At 67.4% G+C, this 19,827-nt stretch carries 21 protein-coding genes and 1 other RNA gene; 11 read left to right on the top strand and 11 right to left on the bottom strand.

What is annotated here, in order from left to right:
• The first annotated feature begins 239 nt into the window (after nt 1-239).
• The gene (locus K6T25_RS15005) at nt 240-1,241 is read left to right on the top strand and encodes a mechanosensitive ion channel family protein (protein ID WP_222915458.1); all 1,002 of its coding nucleotides are present in this window, start codon (nt 240-242) and stop codon (nt 1,239-1,241) included.
• 260 nt (nt 1,242-1,501) lie between these two features.
• Here K6T25_RS15005 and K6T25_RS15000 read toward each other — a convergent pair whose 3' ends face one another.
• Nucleotides 1,502-2,593, bottom strand: coding sequence for a DUF7972 family membrane protein (locus K6T25_RS15000; RefSeq protein ID WP_222915457.1), 1,092 nt, complete (start codon nt 2,591-2,593; stop codon nt 1,502-1,504).
• Nucleotides 2,594-2,724: 131 nt separating this feature from the next.
• Between K6T25_RS15000 and K6T25_RS14995 the strand changes: the two genes are divergently transcribed.
• On the top strand, nt 2,725-3,390 hold the full coding sequence (locus K6T25_RS14995; RefSeq protein ID WP_222915455.1) for a DUF4396 domain-containing protein: 666 nt from the start codon (nt 2,725-2,727) through the stop codon (nt 3,388-3,390).
• A 326-nt stretch (nt 3,391-3,716) separates the two neighbouring features.
• Here the strand turns inward: K6T25_RS14995 and K6T25_RS14990 are convergent, their stop codons facing one another.
• The 3 genes from K6T25_RS14990 to K6T25_RS14980 form a co-directional block, all read right to left on the bottom strand.
• Nucleotides 3,717-3,857 (bottom strand): hypothetical protein, encoded by a 141-nt coding sequence (locus K6T25_RS14990; protein WP_222915453.1) that lies wholly within the window; start codon nt 3,855-3,857, stop codon nt 3,717-3,719.
• A 25-nt stretch (nt 3,858-3,882) separates the two neighbouring features.
• Nucleotides 3,883-4,371 (bottom strand): type II toxin-antitoxin system death-on-curing family toxin, encoded by a 489-nt coding sequence (locus tag K6T25_RS14985; RefSeq protein ID WP_222915452.1) that lies wholly within the window; start codon nt 4,369-4,371, stop codon nt 3,883-3,885.
• A 319-nt stretch (nt 4,372-4,690) separates the two neighbouring features.
• Nucleotides 4,691-5,164, bottom strand: a complete 474-nt coding sequence (locus K6T25_RS14980) for a GNAT family N-acetyltransferase (RefSeq protein ID WP_222918092.1) — start codon at nt 5,162-5,164, stop codon at nt 4,691-4,693.
• 289 nt (nt 5,165-5,453) lie between these two features.
• Between K6T25_RS14980 and K6T25_RS14975 the strand changes: the two genes are divergently transcribed.
• The 3 genes from K6T25_RS14975 (at nt 5,454) to K6T25_RS14965 (ending at nt 10,166) form a co-directional block, all read left to right on the top strand.
• The gene (locus tag K6T25_RS14975) at nt 5,454-5,918 is read left to right on the top strand and encodes an archease (RefSeq protein ID WP_222918091.1); all 465 of its coding nucleotides are present in this window, start codon (nt 5,454-5,456) and stop codon (nt 5,916-5,918) included.
• Nucleotides 5,919-5,991: 73 nt separating this feature from the next.
• The gene (locus K6T25_RS14970; protein ID WP_222915450.1) at nt 5,992-7,176 is read left to right on the top strand and encodes a DoxX family membrane protein; all 1,185 of its coding nucleotides are present in this window, start codon (nt 5,992-5,994) and stop codon (nt 7,174-7,176) included.
• Nucleotides 7,177-7,211: 35 nt separating this feature from the next.
• Nucleotides 7,212-10,166, top strand: a complete 2,955-nt coding sequence (locus K6T25_RS14965) for an RtcB family protein (RefSeq protein ID WP_222915448.1) — start codon at nt 7,212-7,214, stop codon at nt 10,164-10,166.
• A gap of 189 nt (nt 10,167-10,355) precedes the next feature.
• Here K6T25_RS14965 and K6T25_RS14960 read toward each other — a convergent pair whose 3' ends face one another.
• Entirely contained in the window at nt 10,356-10,754 is a 399-nt protein-coding gene (locus K6T25_RS14960; protein WP_222915447.1) for a DUF7969 family protein, read from the bottom strand.
• A gap of 93 nt (nt 10,755-10,847) precedes the next feature.
• Between K6T25_RS14960 and K6T25_RS14955 the strand changes: the two genes are divergently transcribed.
• Nucleotides 10,848-11,240, top strand: a complete 393-nt coding sequence (locus tag K6T25_RS14955) for a nuclear transport factor 2 family protein (RefSeq protein ID WP_222915445.1) — start codon at nt 10,848-10,850, stop codon at nt 11,238-11,240.
• Nucleotides 11,240-11,461, top strand: coding sequence for a hypothetical protein (locus tag K6T25_RS14950; RefSeq protein ID WP_222915443.1), 222 nt, complete (start codon nt 11,240-11,242; stop codon nt 11,459-11,461). The genes K6T25_RS14955 and K6T25_RS14950 overlap by 1 nt, the downstream gene beginning before the upstream one ends.
• A 79-nt stretch (nt 11,462-11,540) precedes the next feature.
• Here K6T25_RS14950 and K6T25_RS14945 read toward each other — a convergent pair whose 3' ends face one another.
• A complete protein-coding gene (locus tag K6T25_RS14945) occupies nt 11,541-12,545 on the bottom strand; it encodes a zinc-dependent metalloprotease (protein ID WP_222915441.1) in 1,005 nt (334 codons plus the stop codon).
• Between the two features lie 132 nt (nt 12,546-12,677).
• Between K6T25_RS14945 and K6T25_RS14940 the strand changes: the two genes are divergently transcribed.
• Complete coding sequence (locus K6T25_RS14940; RefSeq protein WP_222915440.1) at nt 12,678-14,069, top strand: NAD(P)/FAD-dependent oxidoreductase; 1,392 nt, start codon at nt 12,678-12,680, stop codon at nt 14,067-14,069.
• Between the two features lie 33 nt (nt 14,070-14,102).
• Here the strand turns inward: K6T25_RS14940 and K6T25_RS14935 are convergent, their stop codons facing one another.
• From K6T25_RS14935 to K6T25_RS14925, 3 genes are all read right to left on the bottom strand, one after another.
• Entirely contained in the window at nt 14,103-14,375 is a 273-nt protein-coding gene (locus K6T25_RS14935) for a DUF7111 family protein (RefSeq protein ID WP_222915439.1), read from the bottom strand.
• Nucleotides 14,376-14,525: 150 nt separating this feature from the next.
• Nucleotides 14,526-14,836: signal recognition particle sRNA (ffs, locus tag K6T25_RS14930), an RNA gene on the bottom strand.
• Nucleotides 14,837-14,910: 74 nt separating this feature from the next.
• Nucleotides 14,911-15,324 carry a DUF7548 family protein gene (locus K6T25_RS14925; RefSeq protein WP_222915436.1) on the bottom strand — a complete coding sequence of 138 codons (414 nt, stop codon included), beginning with the start codon at nt 15,322-15,324 and terminating at the stop codon, nt 14,911-14,913.
• Between the two features lie 145 nt (nt 15,325-15,469).
• Between K6T25_RS14925 and K6T25_RS14920 the strand changes: the two genes are divergently transcribed.
• The 3 genes from K6T25_RS14920 to K6T25_RS14910 are packed head-to-tail and all read left to right on the top strand — an operon-like array spanning nt 15,470 to nt 17,496.
• Nucleotides 15,470-16,627 (top strand): thiolase family protein, encoded by a 1,158-nt coding sequence (locus K6T25_RS14920; RefSeq protein WP_222915434.1) that lies wholly within the window; start codon nt 15,470-15,472, stop codon nt 16,625-16,627.
• A complete protein-coding gene (locus tag K6T25_RS14915; RefSeq protein ID WP_225917768.1) occupies nt 16,624-17,061 on the top strand; it encodes a PhlB family protein in 438 nt (145 codons plus the stop codon). The genes K6T25_RS14920 and K6T25_RS14915 overlap by 4 nt, the downstream gene beginning before the upstream one ends.
• A gap of 21 nt (nt 17,062-17,082) precedes the next feature.
• Nucleotides 17,083-17,496 carry a hypothetical protein gene (locus K6T25_RS14910; protein WP_222915432.1) on the top strand — a complete coding sequence of 138 codons (414 nt, stop codon included), beginning with the start codon at nt 17,083-17,085 and terminating at the stop codon, nt 17,494-17,496.
• Between the two features lie 31 nt (nt 17,497-17,527).
• On the opposite strand, the gene K6T25_RS14905 is transcribed toward K6T25_RS14910, so the two are convergent.
• Together K6T25_RS14905 and K6T25_RS14900 are read right to left on the bottom strand one after the other, a co-directional pair.
• A complete protein-coding gene (locus K6T25_RS14905; protein ID WP_222915430.1) occupies nt 17,528-18,499 on the bottom strand; it encodes an MSCRAMM family adhesin SdrC in 972 nt (323 codons plus the stop codon).
• An 84-nt stretch (nt 18,500-18,583) separates the two neighbouring features.
• Nucleotides 18,584-19,681: an NADH:flavin oxidoreductase/NADH oxidase gene (locus K6T25_RS14900; protein ID WP_222915428.1), complete on the bottom strand. Its 1,098-nt coding sequence runs from the start codon at nt 19,679-19,681 to the stop codon at nt 18,584-18,586.
• Nucleotides 19,682-19,827 lie beyond the last annotated feature (146 nt).

Below are 19,827 nucleotides of genomic sequence, written 5' to 3'. Positions count from 1 at the left end.
TACCCGTTGAGAGCCAGATCGTCCGGGCAGCCACGGGTCGAGTCCTCGGATAGAGTACCGCAGCGAACCTGTCGAGACCCGCCGACCGGGACCCGTCGGCCGAACGGTCGGGCTCCGTACGGGCCGTCGGAAACGTATCTCCCCATCGGCGTCATCAACGTTTTGATACGGATCGTTTGTGAAGCGCATCGGGCATTTTAATAATCGTTTCTCATGACTTGCATATCAGGTATATACTGATGCTCCAGCTCACACCGTCATTGACCGGTGGGATCGTCGTCCAATCGGCGCTCGGGGGGCTCGTTGACACGCTCCTCGGCAGCGTGATCGGACTGGTGCCGACGGTACTCCTGGCCGCGCTCATCCTCGGGGTCGGGTTCGGACTCGGTCAGTGGCTCGACGACATCGTGTATCGGTGGTCGTGGCGCCACCGCTTCGACGACAGAGCCGCCGAGACTCCGGCAGATCGGATCGTCGACGACGAGGAGGACGCGGTGTCGGCGGCACTGGGGGGGTTCGTTCGGACGTTCGTATACGTGCTCGCGGTCGTCGTCGCGGTGAGCGTCCTCGATATCCAGCAACTCGATCGGCTCTCGGGGGTCGTCGTCGGCTACGTCCCCAACGTCGTGGCCGCCGCAGTGCTGCTCGCGATCGGCCTCAGCGTCGGGATCGCGGCACGGCGGATCGTCGGGCCGCTCGTGGAACGAACCGACGTGGGAGCGTCGTTCCCCTCGACGCACCTCGGGCGCCTGATCGGCGCGGAACACGGGAGCTTGGGGAGCCTCGCCGGGATCACTGCGGAGTACTACGTCTATCTCGTGACGACGTATTTCGTCGCGTCCATGCTCTCGCTCAGGCCGGTGGCGGGACTGCTTGCGGAGGCGGTGTTCTTTGTTCCCATCGTGGTTGGTGCCGCCGCCGTCGTCGTCTTGGGATCGATCGTCGCCACGTACGCGAACGAGGTAGCTGTCGGGACCGAGCCGATCGCGAGTTCGCCGTTCTCACAGATCGCGGCCGGCGCCAGCGAGGCCGTCGTGTACGTATTCACGGCCGTGATCGCGTTGAACGTCCTCGGGGTTGATTCGCTCCTGCTGGGCGTGCTCCTCTTGACAGTCGTGTTCCCGCTCGGGCTTGCAGTCGCGCTCGCCTTCGGGTTCGGTGGCCAGGATCACGTCGAGGAGTGGCTCCGCGGGCAGCGCACCGACTCACCCGAGTCCTCCAACGTCTCGAGCGACGACTGATATCGACGGGCATCCGCATGAACAGTGTCGCCCGGAACACTACCGGGCGAACATCTACTAGTAGCCTCACAGAAAGCGAAAACAACGTCATTAGTTGTTCGATACCGGAGAAGTACCCCGCACGCGCTGAACTCGTCGTGTGACACGTAATACCCGGATGGCTGTACCGAACTATCTCTCGGGGGTCGAGTTCGAGAACGCGTCCCGAACCCTCGGCTACGAGAACGTCCGCTGGACCGAATGAACGGCCGACGTCCGCGTTACGTACTCTCGTCGCCAACGCCTGCGCTCTCCCCGCTCTTCGCTTCGGTTTCGCCCCAGTCGAGGTCGCGTGAGCGGTCAGTTTCCCGGAGGATGAACGGTCCGATGGAGAGCGTTCGCTTCGTCACGGTGACGATGCGAAGAATGTAGGACAACAGGAACGCGAACGGCAGCAGTGAGATCGCCACGCCCGCGCTCACCACCACGACGAGCGGGCGCACGCCGAACACTGTCTCCGGGAACAGCGACGGTTCGAGGTAGACGATGCCCGCGACGGCCGTGAGGAGTGCAGGTACGGACGCGTACAGCATCGTCCGGGAAAGATCGATGAGCGCCCACTGGAAGTACAGCGTCTTGAAGTGCTCGCGCGCCGGCCCGAACAGTTTGAACGCGTCGATGAGTTCGTCGAACGCCGCGCGGGCGTCCTCGGTGAGCACGGCCTCGTTCTCCGCACGGATGCGGCGCGCCGCGTACAACTTCCACGAGTAGTTGTAGTTCAGCGCGGAGAACACCACGTCGAACTCCCCGAACTGGGCGTCCGTGAGACCGTTCTCGACGGCGTCCGCGTTCCCCTTCACGTTCTCCGTGAACGCGGCTACCTGATCGGTGAGCGTCTCGTCGTCGATGTCCCGGATGGCGTCCGCGACGGCTTCGGCGCGTCGCTTCGTGAGTTTCACGAGCGACCGGAGGAACGCGGAGGGCTGGGCGGGACTCACGGGCTCCTCGATGACGTCCTCGACGTCCTTCCGGAACGCCATCGCGCCCTCCATGCGTTCGCGCTGATCCCCGATCGGCCCCAGTTCCTGAGAGAGGACGAGCTGACTGAGCGCGAGCACGAGCGTGACGCCCGTGATAATGGACGTCAGCAGTCCCTGGAACAGCGTCTCCAGGGGATCCCCCTTGCCGAACAGCGCCGCCGTCCCGGTCGGGTGGAGGTGCCCGATGACGACGAGCGCGAGGAACACGCCGCCCGAGATCCCGGCGGCGACCAGCCACCGGTTCGCGTTCAACAGTAGCCAGAACTTCCGACTGTTCTCCGGTACGCGCTCCCGCATCGTGTCGCTCGGGCGACTTTCATCACTACCGCTCATACCAGCAGTATTCCGCTCACGGTGGAAAATGCTTGAGGCGTCACAACCATATGACCTGAAACGGGTGATATCTGGTTCCAGATCCCGAGATCCACCAAAACATGATAAAGGAATAGCAGCTTCGATGGGTCATGGGAGTTCAGCAGACCTTACAAAATCTCCTCACAGATCCGATCTACCTCACAACGTGGGGGGTACTCGTCGCGTGTTCACTCTCGGTACTCATATGGGATCTCCGGAAGAACAACTCGGACCTTCCAAGTTTGATGAACTTCGTCTGGGGGCTCACGGTACTGTACTCCGGGCCAATCGGTCTCGCAGGCTACTGGTGGTCGGGACGTACGCAGATCGACCACGACTCGCTCTGGCGGAGGGGCTTTCGCTCGGTCAGCCACTGTTATTCAGGGTGTGGAACCGGGGAAGTCCTCGGCGTCTCTATTGCAGTCGGTCTGCTTTCGTTCAAAACAACCGGCACGGTTTTTCTCTCCTTCACATTGGCGTACCTGGGCGGGTATCTGTTGACGGTTGGGCCGCTGATGCAGGAAGGTGTCGGGCTCGGAGTGGCGCTCAAAGACGCCTTCTATTCGGAGACCGCCAGCATCACGGTCATGGAGGTCGTCGCCATCGGAACGGATGTCTGGCTCGCCGGCGAAGCTGGGATGGGCGAGGTCCTGTTCTGGACGGCACTGGTGTTCTCGCTCACGATGGGGCTCATCGCGGCCTATCCGGTCAATCTCCTGCTCATCCACTTCGGCGTCAAGGAAGGGATGATGAACCCAGCGAAGATGAGTGCGTGAGCAGTTGGGTCTGAAGCTCAGCTCATGATCACAGTGGTGAATTACCTGAATCGAGGCACTAAGGCCCCTTCCTCAAGGGGCGAGCGAGGCGAGTGAGTAGGGAAGGGATACAGCGTCCCCAGAAATCAAAGATTTCTGGTGTGCAAACGAGACGCGGCGCGTCTCGTTAACGTCGCACAGTTCTCAAGCCCGTTCGACACTCGGCCCACGCGATCGAAACTGTTCAAAAATGTACGTCCGGAACACTACCGGGCGAGAGACTACTAGTAAACACGCCGAAAGTGAAACTCGCGTTTCTCGAATCGGAAGCAGACGATGTGAAACCGCTATTCGTTTTCGAGAGCGTCGTAGATCTCGCGGTGTTCGTCCCGGTCGGCCTTGGCGACTCGCAACACGAGTTCTCGACGAATATCTTCCATCACGTCGTCGAGTGGCGTTCGTTCACCTGTCTGCTCCTCCGTCGCCATATCTACATCTTGATTACGAGTCCCGTTAATCGTTCGGGTCCGATGACTCGTCGGACAATTGTTCTAATCCATACTCGACGAGGTCGCCTCGCCAGTGTTCGACCACTTCGTTTAAATCGGCTTCTGTCGTGTGTGTTCGGAGATACTCGATCACGTCGTCCTCGTCGACGGCCTTCTCGTCGGTGCCGAACTTCGTCAGTATCTCTCTGATTTCGTCGTCGTATTCGAACTGATGACCGTTGAGCAGATAGAACACCGTCGTCGTGTTGAGTGCGGTGCGCTTGTTTCCGTCCACGAATGGGTGATTGGCGACGAGGAGCCGAAGCAGATGAAACGCCTTCTCGTGAACCGTCTCTGGAACCGACCCGAAGCTCCCTTCGCTGACGTACTCCAGTGCGAATTCGGCATCTCCGCGATTCCTGATCCCTGGGCTGGTGTTCGGGTACTCCGAGACAATGTCCCCGTGGATGTCGAGGACGTCTTCGACCGACGGATACCAAATCGAGTCGGTCATTATCGGAGGTTCACATTCGACTAACCTATCGTTTTCTCTCTACGAATGAACGACTGTCGCAAGGTACTGCACATCTGCTCGGTCTCTGCCCGATACTATCGAAAGGATGTACGCCCGGAACACTAACGAGCCGGCGTCATCCCGAGGCGGTGTGCCGCGTCGGCCGGTAAACCCTCGTGCCGGGCGTCCGCGATCGCGGCTCGCGGCGGGCCGTGTGTCGCGCGCCCGGGTTCTCCGCACCGTCATCGCACCCTGGCGGGTCTACTGGGGCGGGGACTGAAGGCGCGCACGAACGGGTACGCGGCGGCGGTACAAACCGCTACCGGAGGAAGTTCGAGAGCCGGTCGGTGAGCGACGAGTCGTCGCCCAACTTCAGATAGAACGCGTCGCCGCCGTCCTCGTAGTAGTTCTCGATGCGCCGGACGACCTGAAAGCCGATGTGCTTGTAGAAGTCCAGCGCCGCCTCGTTTGTCGTCCGCGCGTGACACGACACGGAGCGGTTCGCCTCGGCGACCTCGGCGACGAGCCGTTCGCCGTAGCCGCGCCCCCTGACCCGCGGCGCGACGGCCAGAAACAGGATGTAGCCGTCGCGGCGCGCCGAGGCGAAGCCCACGAGGTCGTCGTCCTCGACGAGCAGGTGGCACTCGGCACGCTTGTAGGCGTTCATGAAGAAGCCGCGGCGCTGCTTGAGGACGCCCTCGCGGTCGTTGATCTCCTCTTTCAGCGCCCAGGCGGCCTCGGCGTGGGTGGCCTCCCCCGGGGGATCCATGCGCTTCTCGACGTTGACGCTCACGTAGAAGGTCATACTGCTGAAGCGCATTTAACTCCACCGTCGACGGGGCTCTCCGCCGGATGCGCGCTCACCGACACCGTTCGACGAAGCAGCACCTGTGAACTTCCCCCGTCCGTTTGGGCCGATGCTGTCGGGTGGTCTCTCGACCGGGCAAGCGGATCAGTTCCCGGGGCGTTACGGAGCGCGCTCGTCACCGGGTGGCGGGGGGCGTGTCGCGACTGCGCTCGCTCATCGGGCTTAACAGCCGGCGGCGCGAACGCGGCATAGAGAACCCGTGAGCGACGATCCAGTGCGGACAGATAAGGAAGCCGGTGTCGAGCCGAACGGCGATGCCGACGCCGGCGGCCGGTTCGAACTGTGCGAGCACACCGCGGACGTGGCCGTCGCGGCAACCGCGGACTCGCTGGGAGGCGTGTTCGCCGCCGTGGCGGAGGGACTGACCGCGGCCATGTGTGATTCGATCCCGCCGACCGACGACCGGTTCGAGATGCACGTTAGATCCGAGTCGCCGGAGGCGGCGCTGTTCGACTACCTCGACGAGTGCATCTACGAACGGGACGTGCGCGGCGTGTTGCCGGCCGACCACCAAGCGACCGTCCGCCACGACGGGGACGAGTGGGTGGTTGAGGCCACCGCGCGTGGCGTCCCCCTGACGGATGTCACCGCACGCGATGTGAAGGCGGTGACGTACTCGGAGATGGAACTCGCGGAGACCGACGAGGGGTGGCGTGCGTACGTCGTCTTCGACGTCTGAGAACCGGTCCCCGCCGGGAAGGTGTGTGATGCCGTCACAGGATTTACCATCGCAGCGCCCGGGACTGCTCACGATGGAACCGCGTTCTCGGTACCACCCCACCGCGTTCGCCGTGCACGTCGGTACGCTCGTCGCGCTTGTCGCCGGCGCGTCGGGCGTCGCCGCCGCACACGTAGAGTACGTAACCGACGCGGAGAACGGCGACCCGATCGCGTTCCTGGCGGGGGCGCTGTCCGAGCCCGTCGTCGTGCTTGCGCTCGGCGCCGGGGGCGTCGGCGTGATCGCGACGATGGCGGGGTATCTCCGAGTTCGACCGCTCCGCGACGACGTGGCCGCGATCCGGCGGGCGCTCGTCGACTACACGGACCTGCTCCCGTGGCTGCTCAGGCTCAGTCTCGGACTGCCGATGGTCGGCGCCGGCTTCGCGGGCTACCTGTTCACGCCGCTGGTCACGGCGGCCGACACCGTGGTTCCGGTCCGCCTGTTCGGCGTCGCCGTCGGGTTCGCGCTGTTGTTCGGGCTCGCGACGCGGCTCGTCGCGGGGGTCGCGCTGGCGTCGTATCTGATCTTGCTTCCGCTGCACCCCTCGATGTTCTTCGCGTTCGAGTACGTCGCCGGGCTTCTCGCGATCGTGCTCGTGGGCGGGGGTCGACCGAGCGCTGACCACGTCATCGCGCGGCTGGCGGCGAACAAAGAGACCGTGTACTCTCGGTTCGATCCGTTTCACCGCAGCATTGCCGTCCCGGTCGGGGAGTTCGTGGACCCGTACCGTCGGTACGTACCGACGATCGTTCGGATCGGGATGGGTATCGTCTTCATCTACCTCGCCCTCGCCGAGAAACTGCTCGCGCCGGGGCAAGCGCTCGCGGTCGTCGAACGGTACGGGCTCTCGACGCTGTTGCCCGTGCCTCCGGAGCTGTGGGTGCTCGGCGCGGCCCTCACCGAACTGTTCCTCGGCCTGTTGCTCGTCCTCGGACTGTTCACGCGCGCCGCTTCGAGCGCGGCGTTCGTCGTGTTCACGACTACGCTGTTCGGACTCGCGGACGACCCGGTACTCGCGCACATCTCGCTGTTCGGCCTGGTGTCGGTGTTGCTCGTTACCGGGGCCGGACCGCTCTCCATAGACACGGCCGTCTTCAGGTCGACGAACGAACGAGGCACACCCGAGATGGGCCCGGACGCGGTTCACGCCGCCGCGTCCGAGCCGTCGGGGACCTCGGGGCCGACCGGACGAAATCGAGGCGACACCGGGCGGTAGTAACGCTATTCCGTGCGCCGCCGGGAGCTACGGACATGACAGACACAGCCGAGACCCGCGAGTACGACGGGATCGAACTCCGCAAGGTTCGGGAGTTCGTCTGGGAGATACCGCAGGAGGGAGAGATGAACGCTCCCGCACGCGTGCTCGCGAGCGACCCGCTCCTCGAACAGATCGGCGACGACAAGACGCTCCAGCAGCTCCGCAACGCGACGCACCTCCCGGGGATCACGACCTACGCCGCGTGCATGCCCGACGGCCACCAGGGATACGGCTTCCCCGTCGGCGGCGTCGGCGCGACAGACGCGAGAGATGGGTGTATCTCCCCCGGAGCGGTCGGCTACGACATCAACTGCCTCTCGGGTGACAGCGAGGTCGAGGTCCAGTTCGGTCGGCGCCGAACCATCCGCGGCCTGGAATCCGACTTCGAGGAGGAACGTGCGATCGTGCCGGCCGGCGACGACGCACCATCGTCTACTATCCGGCTGTTCACCGAAACCGATGACCGAACAGTATACCAGGTCGAGACCATCGGGGGCGATACCGTGGAGGCGACGACCGAACATCCGTTCGAGACTCCCGAAGGAATGGTCGAACTGGACGAGCTCGACTCCGGAGACGAAGTGTACGTGCGGTCGTTCCGGGGGATACCGGACGGGGTTCCCGCGGAGTTCACCGTGCTCGACGAGAGCGATTTCGAGGACGAGGACCCTCAGCTCGTCGAGGAACTTCGGTCACGTGAACTCCTCCCCCTTCAGTCGACGGACGAGGCGTTCGCCCGGCTCCTCAAACTGGTCGGCTACCACACGGGGGACGGGTCATTCAGCGGGACACAGTCGTGGTTCTACGGGGAGCCCGAGGATCTCGAGGCGATCCGCGACGATATCGAGTCGATCGGGTTCACGCCGTCCCGGGTCTACGAGCGTGACCGCGAACACGAAATCGACGGTGCAGAATTCGAACGGACCGAGTACAGCATCAAGTCGGGGGCGAACGCGTTAAAACAGCTGCTGGTGCGTCTCGGCGCGCCGGAGGGACGGAAGACTGCCTCCGATTTCACGGCGCCGCAGTATCTCGATCGTCTCGCCGACTGGCAGGTAGCGCTCTATCTGTCCACGTTCTTCGGCGCCGAGATGAGCGCTCCGGATACGGTGAGCGCGAAGAACTTCTACGCGCCATCGGTCTCACACAACCGGCTGGTCGAGAAGCGCGAGGCCGGGAAGCAGTTCATGCAGGACCTGATTCGTCACCTCAACGAACTCGGCATCGAAACGAACGAGTTCGAGGTCGTGGAGCGAACTGAGACGACCGGAGGCGAGACGGTCAGGTTCCGATTCGGCGTGTCCAGCGAGGCGTCGAACCTTGTCGAGTTCCTGACCACCGTCGGATACCGGTACAACCAGGAGAAGCGGCGGAGTGCTGCGCTCGCAGCCGAGTATCTCCGCCGTAAAGAGCGTGTCATCACGGAACGCGCCCGGATCGCAGAGGAGGCGCAGGCGCTCGCCGACGGCGGTACTGCGACGGCGGAGATCAAACGGCGGTTCGCGGACGAACCCGTGAACGATCGGTACATCGAACGAAGTGTCTACAGTGGTCGGAGCACGCGGCCACGACCGCCGGCTGAGTTCCCCGACTTCGAAGAGTTTCAGGAAGAAACCCCGGTGAGAAACGACGGCGCCGTGCTGACCGAAATATCGGATATCCGTCAACTCGGAGAGAAGCCCGTATACGATATCGGGGTCTCGCACGACGCACACGCGTTCGCGGCTGAAGGGTTCGTCGTCTCCAACTGCGGCGTTCGGATGATCCGAACGAACCTCACCTACGAGGACATCCAGGGCAACGAGGAGGAACTCGTCGAGAGCCTCTTCGCGAACGTCCCTTCGGGGCTCGGCGGCGGCGGGATCGTCGAGGGCGACGCCGACACCGTCGAGGCGGTGCTCGAACGGGGGATGGAGTGGGCACTGGAGGAGGGGTACGCCACCGAGGACGACCTCGCGCACTGCGAGGACGAGGGGCGACGGCCGGACGCGCGCCCCGAGTTCGTCTCTCAGAAGGCGAAAGACCGCGGCCGGAACCAGCTCGGGAGCCTCGGCTCGGGGAACCACTTCCTCGAGGTCCAGCGCGTGACCGACGTGTTCGACGAGGCCGTCGCCGACTCGTTCGGCCTCGAGGAAGACCAGATCGTCGTGTTGATCCACTGCGGGTCGCGCGGGCTGGGTCATCAGGTGTGCACCGACTACCTCCGGAGGATCGAGAAAGGCCACGGCGACCTCCTCGAATCGCTTCCCGACAAGGAGCTGGCGGCCGCGCCCGCCGGCTCGGAGCTGGCCGACGAGTACTACGGCGCGATGTGCGCGGCGATCAACTTCGCGTGGGTGAACCGACAGCTCATCACCCACCGGACGCGCCGCGTGTTCGAACGCGTGTTCCGCGCGGACGCCGAGGAACTCGGGATGGAACTCCTCTACGACGTGGCCCACAACATCGCGAAGAAGGAGGTCCACGACGTCGGCGTCGACGACGACGGCACCGCCGTGCCCACGGGAGACGCCATCGCACACGAGGAGCGCGAGCTGTACGTCCACCGAAAAGGCGCGACCCGCGCGTTCCCTGCCGGCCACGAGGAGGTCCCCGCGGCCTACCGCGACGTGGGACAGCCCGTCATCATCCCCGGGAGCATGGGCGCCGGCAGCTACGTGCTCGTCGGCGGCGACGAGTCGCTCGCTCAGACCTTCGGCTCGACGGCCCACGGCGCCGGGCGCGTGATGAGCCGTACCGCCGCCAAGCAGGAGTACTGGGGGGAGACCGTGCAGGACGAACTCCGCGATCAGGACCACATCTACGTGAAGGCACAGTCCGGCGCGACGGTCGCCGAGGAGGCGCCCGGCGTGTACAAGGACGTCGACGAGGTCGTCCGCGTCAGCGACGCGCTCGGCATTGGCGACAAGGTCGCCCGCACGTTCCCCGTCTGCAACATCAAGGGGTAGCCACTGGGCTCGTCAGGAGTTGGGCTAACAGGCGACGCCCCGCAACGTCCACGGCACGCGGCGTCGCACACCCGCGCTCGCGCCGTGGTGACCGTCACGTCACGGCGACGGTGGTTCCGGCTTCGCATTTGAACGTTCGTCGCGAGGACCGACGGTGATCCGGTCGTGGGGGAGGTGTGGCGTCGGGAGTCAGTAGAACCCGCCCGACGGTCCGGACGGACCGTCCGGTTCCTCGGGTCCCCGCGGCGACTTCGGTCCGCGACCCTCCGCGAGCTCGACCCGTTCACCGTCCGTTTCGGCGCGTCGCGGATCGATCTCGCGGCCGTTCTCGAACTTCACGAACGAGAGGTAGAATCGCTCCCCGCAGCCCTCCTCGTCCGCAGCGTCCCCGTCCGCCGGCGACGGGCCCTCGCCGCAGACGAACGCGACGCCGTCGGCGGCGCCGTCCTCGAACGGCTCGTCGGGCGCGGCGTACTCCCAGCCCTCGAACGGGTACGGCGTGACGGCCTTGTCCGAGAGGTACCCGTGGCGCTCCAACTCGACCAGTGTGCCGCAGTGAGGACAGTAGTAGGTGACTGGGTAGCCCATACCGGATCGACGTGTCGGCGGCACTTGCCTCCGTCGGCGCCCGCGGCTCCCGGAACGCGGATTTCAAGCCCCCGGCCCCCCAGTCGGGATCCAATGACACCCGAGGAGACGGTCCAAGCGTACTACGACGCCCTCCGCGCGGGCGAGGCGCTCGCGCCGTTTTTCGTCGAGTCGCCGGCGACCGTGAAAGTGGGGATCAGCGAGCGGCTCGTGGGGTACGCCCAGATCGCCAACGCCCTGCACGAACAGACGCGGACCACCGAGGACTGGCGCGTCGAAAGCCATGACCTGCAGGTGGTCGAACGCGACGGGGGCGCCGCCGTCGCCGACGCGGTGTCGCTGTCGTGGTACGACGCGGAGGCGTTCGCCGAGCGCTCGTTCGAGACGCGGTGGAGCGGGACGCTCCTCCCCGGGGACGACGGCTGGGCGATCGCGGGAATGCACGTCTCGGCCGCGACCGACCTCGATTCCGGTGTCGATCGCTGATGGTCGGTCCGAGCATCACGAAGGAGAAACGGGACGCGACGAACCGACGGCTCAAGGTCGGAATGGTCCTCCTCGTCGGCGTCTCCGGCGGGCTCGTGTCGCTGCAGGCGGACCCGACGCCCGCACAGATCGCCGCGGCCGTCGGCGTCTCGCTTCTCATCGGTGCGGCGCTGACGTGGTTCGTCGTGCGGACGCTGAGGGAGTACTCACCCGAGCGATAGTCGGTCCGTCGGGTCGATTCGGGTCGAGTGGGGCAAAGACCCGTGCCCGTGACGACGGCGTCCGTATCGTCGGCCTTCGTCACGCGACCCGCCGGACCCATGCGTCCGGGTCGTCGAGTTCCGCGTCGCTCGGGAGGTTCTCGGGTCGCTCCCACACCAGCGACGCGGTTCGGAGGTCCATTCGGTCGGCGACGGCGGCGAAGAACGCCGCGCCCCGCTCGTACTGCCGGCGCTTCATGCCGAATCCGAGCAGCCGTTTGAACAGGTTCGTGATCGGGTCGCCGCCCCGGCGACGCGCGTCGAGTTTCTCGCGGAGGTCGTCGTACTCGTCGTCGAACGCCCGATCCATGAGGAGTTCGGCGTACCCCTCGACGGCCGTCATCGCCGTGTTGAGATCGGCGAACGAGTCGATCGGGCCGGCCCCGTCGCGACCCGGACGGGCGAGTTCGAGCAGCGACGACTCGTCGGTCATCGACGCGAGCCCCGATTCCAAGCGGTCCTCGAGATACCCCGGCAGCCACGGCGCCGCCGCGAACTCGGCGGCGTGAGCGACCTCGTGAAAGGCGATCCATCGGCGGAATCGCGGGTAGCCGACGTTCAGGTCCACCGCCGCCTGCTGGATGTTCGGTCGGACGAAGTACAGCCCGTGATCGGCGGGGTCGGCCTCCGCGAGCAACAGCGGGTCGTACTGCCCGAGGACGTTCCGCGCGAGGAACGCGACAGTCACGGCCATCGTCCCGGAGTTCAGCGAGCGAGCGACGCCCGGGACTCTCCCGCCGGTCGCGGTGTCCTCCAGCGGCCGAAGCACCCGACGGAAGGTGTCGACGTTCGCGTCGACCCAGTGGTGGCGGTGTTGCACCTCGATGCTCCCCGGAAGGTCGAAGTCGACGCCGGAGGCCGCACGCAGGCCGTCGCGGGCGGCCCGCACGTCGTCGGCGAACGCTTCGCGCTCGGCCGGCTCCATCCGCAGGTCGCCCGGCTCACAGCCGCCCTTGGCTGCCTCCGCGACGGCGTCCCAGTCGACGGCGCCGTCGGTCGCGTCCGCCGCGCCGGCGAGCGCGCGAGCGCTCCGCGAGAGATCCATACCGTGACTGCGCCGTCCGGCGGCATAGACCTTCCCCCGAGACGGCGCGCCCGGATCGACGGGCGCGGTACCGCGGCGATCCGGTCGGCGTGCTTCGGACGATTTAAGAGTGATCCGCGGTCCGATCGGTGCATGCAACGAGTCGACGTCGCCATCGTCGGCGGCGGCCCCGCGGGATCTGCCGCGGCCCACGCCGCCGCCGCTCGCGGGGCCGATGCCGTCGTCCTCGAGAAGGGGGTTCCCCGGGCGGATCGGGAGCGACTCGGCCCGGACTCGACGGACGCCGCCGGCATCCTCGACTACTGGGTCGACATCATGGGGATCCACCCCGACGAGTTCCCCGAGGGCGTCGTTCAGGACGAACTCGACCGCGCGGAGTTCGTCGGACCGACCGAAGCGTGTACCCTCCGAGGGACCGGCATCGAGTCGAGCTACGACGGGTTCGGCTACACGATGCACCGCGCGCGCTTCGACGACTTCATGCGCGACCGGGCGGAGGACGCCGGCGCCGAGTACCGCGTCAAGGCGTCCGTGAAAGACGTGGAGACGGACCTCTCGGCGGGCGGCGGCGACGACCCGCGGCACGTGCTCTCGCTTGCCGGCGGCGACGAGGTCGGCGCGGACTTCCTCGTCCTCGCGGACGGTCCCCAGCGCACGGTGACGAACCGCGTGCTCGATCGCTTCCTGCCCGACGGGCAGAAGGCGTCACAGCGCCTCGCGTCGACGGAGAACAACCACATCGCCTACCAGGAGTACAGAAAGTTCCCGCGGGAGGTGTACGACGAGGTCGACGGCGCGATCACGTTCTGGTGGGGCGTCATGCCCGGGCACACTGCCTACCCGTGGGTGTTCCCGAACGCCGACCGGGTCTGCCGCGTCGGGCTGACGATGCCCATCGGGATGGACCTCGACGAGATCGAGGACAGGGAGGAGTACGCGCTTATCAACGAGGACGACGAGCGCATCCCCTCCGGGAAGGAGTACGTCCGCCGGATCCTCGAGCGCGAGTGGGGCGACGAGTACGACATCGAGGAGGACTTCCCCCTCGTCGAGGACGCGGGCAAGACGAACGGCACGGAGACGTACCCGATCTCCTCGACGAACCCGATCGAGAGCCCGGTCGACGCCGGGATCTGCGTGACCGGCGGCGCGATGGGCACCACCAGCGCCTTCCACGAGGGCGGCGACCACGTCGCGGTGCGCACCGGCGCCATCGCCGGCGAGTTGGCGGCCGAGGGCGACGTGTCGACGTACAACGAGCGGTGGAAGGACGCCATCGGCGACGAACTGTTGCGCAACGTCGCGCTCGCGGAACTGTGCCGCGGGTACGGGCCGGACGACTGGGACGACACGTTCCGCATCGGCCGGGAGATGCTCGCCGGCGACGGTGGGCGCGGGATGTTCGAGCGAAAGTTCGGCGCCGGCTGGGGCGCGGCGAAGCTCCTCCTGCGGTACCAGTGGATCAAATGGCGGAACCGCGACGGGCGGTACGTCCAGATGACCGAGGACGAGTACGGGTACTGAGCCGGATCGTGGGCCGCGAGTCGGCTGCCAGTTTCACATCCCCATGTCTTCTGACTCCTCCGGGACCGGGAGGTCGGGGACCGCGACGCCGAGCAGTTCCGCGACGTGGTCCAACGCCATGTCGAAGCCGTAGTACCGCTCCAACTCGTCGCCGTCGGCGCCGCCGTCGCGAACCTTCAGCATGGCGTACCCCTCGACGTTCTGCGCGACCGCCGCGCGGCGGCCGTCACGCTCGAACGTCAGCAGACGCTCGGTGTCGGTCTCCTCGTACGTCGCTGTGATACCGTCGGCTTCGGCGCTGCTCATACGGGGGCATGGGACGGCAGGTACTCGGGAATTGCGGTCACGACACGGCGCCGGCGACGCGGTCGAACCGGTTGACACCCGGAAGCACGGCGGAACGGGCCGACACATGACGGCGCCGCGGCTCGGGTGCGTGAAAACGGGATGAATGGCGGACGGACCGGAGTTGCCCGGGGGTTCCACCGTGGGGAATCCCGGTCGCTGACTCCGCCCCGCGACCCGACGAGCGACGGACGTCCGGTGGTGGGCTGCTCGCTTCCGCGCCTGGCCCGGTTCCACCGACGAACCGGGGGAGAACACCCCTGCGGGTGTGTCCCGGCGGACCGTCGTCCCCGGCGGACGAGGCTTCTCCGTCAGCTCCCGAGGCCCGCGACGGGCGCCCCGGACGCCTCCGGCGTTCGGTCCCCGCTGAAGACTCTATTGCGGGAGACGAGCAGGGCCTAACTGCCCGACCTAGTCCATTTCGAGGTAGTTCGGTTCGACTTAAGTCCCTTGCGGTCCGGCGCTCTCGGAGGACACTGGAATCGACAGCCGGCGGCTACACGACGGCGCTGGCGAACGCGCCCGCGCTGAGCGGAACGAGCGCCGCGACGCCGACGACGAGCCAGCGATGCCAGAGGATCCACGTCGCCGACTGCGGGAACGAATAGAGGTTCTGCACGTCGACCGCCAGCGCCCACGCGAGCGCGAGCGCGAGCAGGCCGACGCCGGCGACGAGTGCGACGCCGGCGACGGTGCTGGCGGGCCGGCGCTCTTGGCGCCCCGAGAGGAAGACTACGACGAGGAGGATCGCGAGGAACGCGACGCCGGCGGCGCCGACGGTTCCGGATGAGTAGTAGACGCCGAGCCCCGTTCCGGCGTCGGCGATGAGGACGAACGGTGCGGCCAACACGGAAAGCAGCGCGAGACAGGCGGCGACGCCCGCGACGGGCGCGGAGTCGGCGAGGTTCATACGAGCGGATACCGGCCGGCGCGTACTTAACCTCCCGCGATCGGTCGCCCCGCCGCGAGAGCGATACGTGTTCGTCGAGGCTCGTCGACCGGGTTCGGACCGCGCGAAGGGGAACGCCGAAGTGCTCCCCCGCGGAGAAGCGGGTATGGAAGACGTTGCAATCGTCGGCGCGTCCATGACACAGTTCGGGCAGCGCGACGCGTGGATCACCGAGCTGTTGGCGGAGGCCGGGCAGGCGTGCCTCGAGGACGCCGGGGTATCGGCCGACGCCGTCGACCACCTGTACGTCTCGAACATGGCCAGCGGCGAGTTCGAGGGGCAGACGGGCGTCCCGAACGCGCTCGCACACGACCTGCAGGCGGTGCCCGCCTACACCGCCCGGATCGACCAGACCTCCTCCTCGGGCGGCGCGGGCATCTACGCGGCCTGGCAGTCGGTCGCGTCCGGCGCTTCCGAGGTGACGCTGCTCGTCGGCGGCGAGAAGATGACCCACCGAACGACCGCGGAGGCGACCGACGTGATCGCCTCGCTCACGCACCCCAGCGAGTACAAACACGGGCTCACGCTCCCCAGCTTCGCGGGCCTCACCGCGCGCCTGTACCTCGACACCTACGACGCGCCCCGCGAGAGCCTCGGGAAGGTGGCCGTCAAGAACCACCGGAACGGCGTCGACAACCCCCACGCGCAGTTCCGCAAGGAGGTCGACCTCGACACCGTGCTCGACTCGCCGATCGTCGCCGACCCGCTTCGTCTGTACGACTTCTGTCCGATCACCGACGGCTCGGCGGCGCTGTTGTTCTGTCCGGTCTCCGTCGCCGAGGAGTACGCCGACGAGTACGTTCGCGTCTCCGGCATCGGCGGCGCGACCGACACCCACGTCGTTCACGAGCGCGCGGACCCGACGACGATGCGCGGCGTCGTCGAATCCAGCGACCGGGCCTACGAGATGGCCGACCTGTCGCCCGACGACGTGGACGTGGCCGAACTCCACGACATGTTCACCATCCTCGAGTTCCTCCAGTTCGAGGATCTCGGCTTCGCCGAGAAGGGCGAGGGCTGGAAGGCGATCGAGGAGGGGCGCACCGAGCGCGACGGCGACCTCCCGATCAACACCTCCGGCGGCCTGAAGTCGAAGGGGCATCCGCTCGGCGCCTCCGGCGTCGCGCAGGCGTACGAGATCGTCCAGCAGCTCCGCGGCGACGCCGGGAAGCGGCAGGTCGACGCCGACGTGGGCCTCGCGTGCAACGTGGGCGGGTTCGGGAACTGTGTCACCACCGCGATCCTCGAGGGGGTGGACGCATGAGCGACGAGCGCGCGGACGAGCGGAGCGAGTCCGCGAACGGAGCGGGGAGCGGAGCGACCCGCGACGACGCGCCCGCCTTCGAGGCGGCCCGCTATCCGGACGGCTCGATCACCTATCCCGCCCACCCGGTCGGGCCGGGCGGCCAGGAACCTGTCGGGACGGTTGACCTGAGCGAGTACACCGCCGAGGTGATCACGTGGACCACGTCGACGGCGACGCCGCCGGGCGTGCGCGAGCCGAACCACGTCGCGATCGTCGAGTTCGATGTGGACGGCGAGCCCGTCCGCGCGATCGGACAGGTCACGACGGGCGACATCGAGTTCGGCGACGAGGTCGAGCCGGTGTACTGCGAGCAGCTCCGCGATCCCGAGGCGGGGATCCGCGAGCCCGCCAGTCAGGAGTGGGACGGGTTCCGGTTCCGCCCCGTCGAATGAACGGGAGGTGAGGGATAGCCCGTGACCGCCGACGAACCCGGCGGAATCTCGGTCAGAACCGGGGTCGCGCTCGGCGTCCTCGCCTCGCTTGTGGCGGTTCGCGTCGTGCTGGCGCTGTTCGACGTGATCGACCCCGGCCCGGGGACAGCCGTGTACCTCCTCGCGGGTGCGGTCGTCGCGGGTGCGATCGCGGGGTGGGCTCGAACGAGCCGCGGGCTCGTCACGCCCGCCGCTGTGCCCGCCGTCGTCTTCCTCGGGGCCACGGTCGCGACGTGGGCGCTGTACGTGGCTCCGGAGTCCACGCCGACGCCAGTCGACCCGACGCCGCTCGGTTGGGTGCTGCTCGGGTGGCCGGCGGTCGTCCTCGCGGGCGTTGCCGGCGGCGGGGTCGAGTCGTACGTGAGAAAGCGAGACGGAAGCACGGACGCGGCCTGATCACGGTATCGCCGCGAGCGGGCTCACGAGTTCAGTCGCGATCCACCGAGCCGTCGGTATCGTCGCTGCCGGCGCCGTCGCCGTCAACGGGGGTATCGGTTCCGTCAGTGTCGTCGCCGTCCTCCGCGCGGCCTCCGTCTCCGTCCCGCATCTCGCGTTTGATCGACTCCAGCTCCGAGTCGACGTCGACCTCCGGGCGCGTGTCGTCGCCGTCGGCGTCGCGCTCGTTCGTGTCGCTGCCGGCGTCACTCGGGTCACCCTCGGACGCGTCGTCGCCGTCGTCCGTCGACTCGTCGGGGTCGCCGACCTCGATGGTGACCGGGCCGTCGTCGCGCCGGCGGTCCGTCGGGCGCGTTCGGTCGGCGTCGCGTTCACGGTCGCGCTCGCGGTCGACGACCTCCCGCGACTCGCGGACGCGGCGCTCCAGTTCCGCGCTCAACTCGCGCGCGTCGGCGACGAGGTCGCGGCTCTCCCCGTCTTCGGGGAGGTCGGCCTCCGAGAGCGTCTCGCGGAGGCGATCCAGCGCGTCCGTCGCATCGGTTGCCGCGCGGTCGGTCGCGGCGGTGACGCCCTCGCCCACCGCGTCCGAGAACACCGACCGGGCGAGCCCACGGGCGTCTCGACGGGTGCGGCGTGAACCGCGTCCGCGACGCCGACCCGCGGGCGTCTCGCCGGGCGCGGCGAGATCGATGACCCCCCGGAGGAGTTCGAGCGCCTCGATCGTCGCCTCGAGGACGGCCACGACCGTCGGGATCGTGTAGTCGCTCGTGAATCGGAACAGCTCCCCCGGCGCCGGGGGACGAGGGGGACGGCGGCCGCGATCGCGGCGTTCCCGGCGATCCGCGGTGGGCCGTCGGTCGCCCTCGGTCGCGACTCGCTCGTCGCGATCGTCCCCACGTTCGCGCTCGGCGAGTTCCGCACGGAGATCCGAGAGCGTCGTCTCCAACTCGGAGGCGAGCGCCGCGAGGTCCTCGTCGTCCGGACCGCGGGAGGAGTGACTCATGACCGAGAGTTTGGGCGCGTTCCGTGAAAAGGGTTCACTCGGTCGACCGATCCGGGACGCCGACGGACGGGACGTATCGATCGGTCAGCGCGGCTTCGCGCGGCGGTACTGCACGGGCCACTCGATATCTTCACCGAGTTCGTCCGCGGCGTGCAGCGGCCAGTACGGCGAGCGGAGGAACTCCCGGGCCATGAGCACCGCGTCGGCGCGGTCGTTCGCGACGATCTCCTCGGCCTGTGTCGGCTCGGTGATGCCGCCGACCGAGGCGACCGCGATGTCGGCGCCGACCTCCTCGACGTGTTCGCGGATCGTCTCCGCGTACGGGAGCTGGTAGCTCGGTCCGGCGTACGGCACCTCCTGTGCGGGCGAGATGCCGCCCGAACTCACGTCGAGGAGATCGGCGCCGGCCTCCGCCAGCAGCGGGGCGAGCCGCGCCGACTGCTCTACGTCCCACGACTCGCGGTCGTCGATCCAGTCGGTTGCGGAGATCCGCACGAACACGGGCTTGTCGTCGGGCCACACCTCGCGGACCGCCTCGGTCACCTCGCGCACGAGTCGGGTACGGTTCTCGAAGGAGCCGCCGTACTCGTCGTCGCGGTCGTTGGCGACCGGCGAGCAGAACTCGTGCAGCAGGTAGCCGTGGGCGGCGTGCACCTCCGCGACCTCGAAGCCGGCCTCGAGCGCGCGCTCGGCGGCCGCGGCGAAATCGTCGATCACGCCGTCGATCTCCGCCGACGAGAGGCTGTTCGTGGGGTGCTCGTCGCCGTCGCGGGGGTACGGTCCCGACGGCGCGTCGACCTCCCAGCCGCCCGCCTCGAGCGGGACGGGGCCGTCGTCGCCCCAGGGGCGATGCGTCGACGCCTTCCGGCCGGCGTGCGCGAGCTGGATCGCCGGCACGGATCCCTGTTCGCGGACAAACTCGGCGATCCCGGCCCACTCGTCGGCCTGCTCGTCGGTCCAGATCCCCACGTCGTGGGGAGTGATCCTCCCTTCGGGCGAGACCGCGGTCGCCTCGGCCAGCACCAGTCCCGCGCCGCCGACCGCACGCGAGCCGAGGTGGACGAGGTGCCAGTCGGTCGGCTCGCCGTCCGGCGCGGAGTACTGACACATCGGCGAGACGAACACGCGGTTGGGGATCTCGGTGTCCCGCAGCGTGAGCGGCGTGAACAGGTGGTCGACCATGCACACGGTACAGCCGCGTCGGTACAAACGGCTGGCGGCGACAGAGGGGATTGCCACTTTCGCCGAGCGACGGGAGCACGAGCCGTCGCCGCAGCCGTTGATCCGGTCGGAGAGCCGCCGCCGTCGACGATCCCGACGCCGTCCTG

This window comes from Halobaculum rubrum (assembly GCF_019880225.1).
In the GTDB taxonomy this organism is placed as follows: domain Archaea; phylum Halobacteriota; class Halobacteria; order Halobacteriales; family Haloferacaceae; genus Halobaculum; species Halobaculum rubrum.
This window is presented reverse-complemented; position numbering and strand designations above follow the sequence as displayed.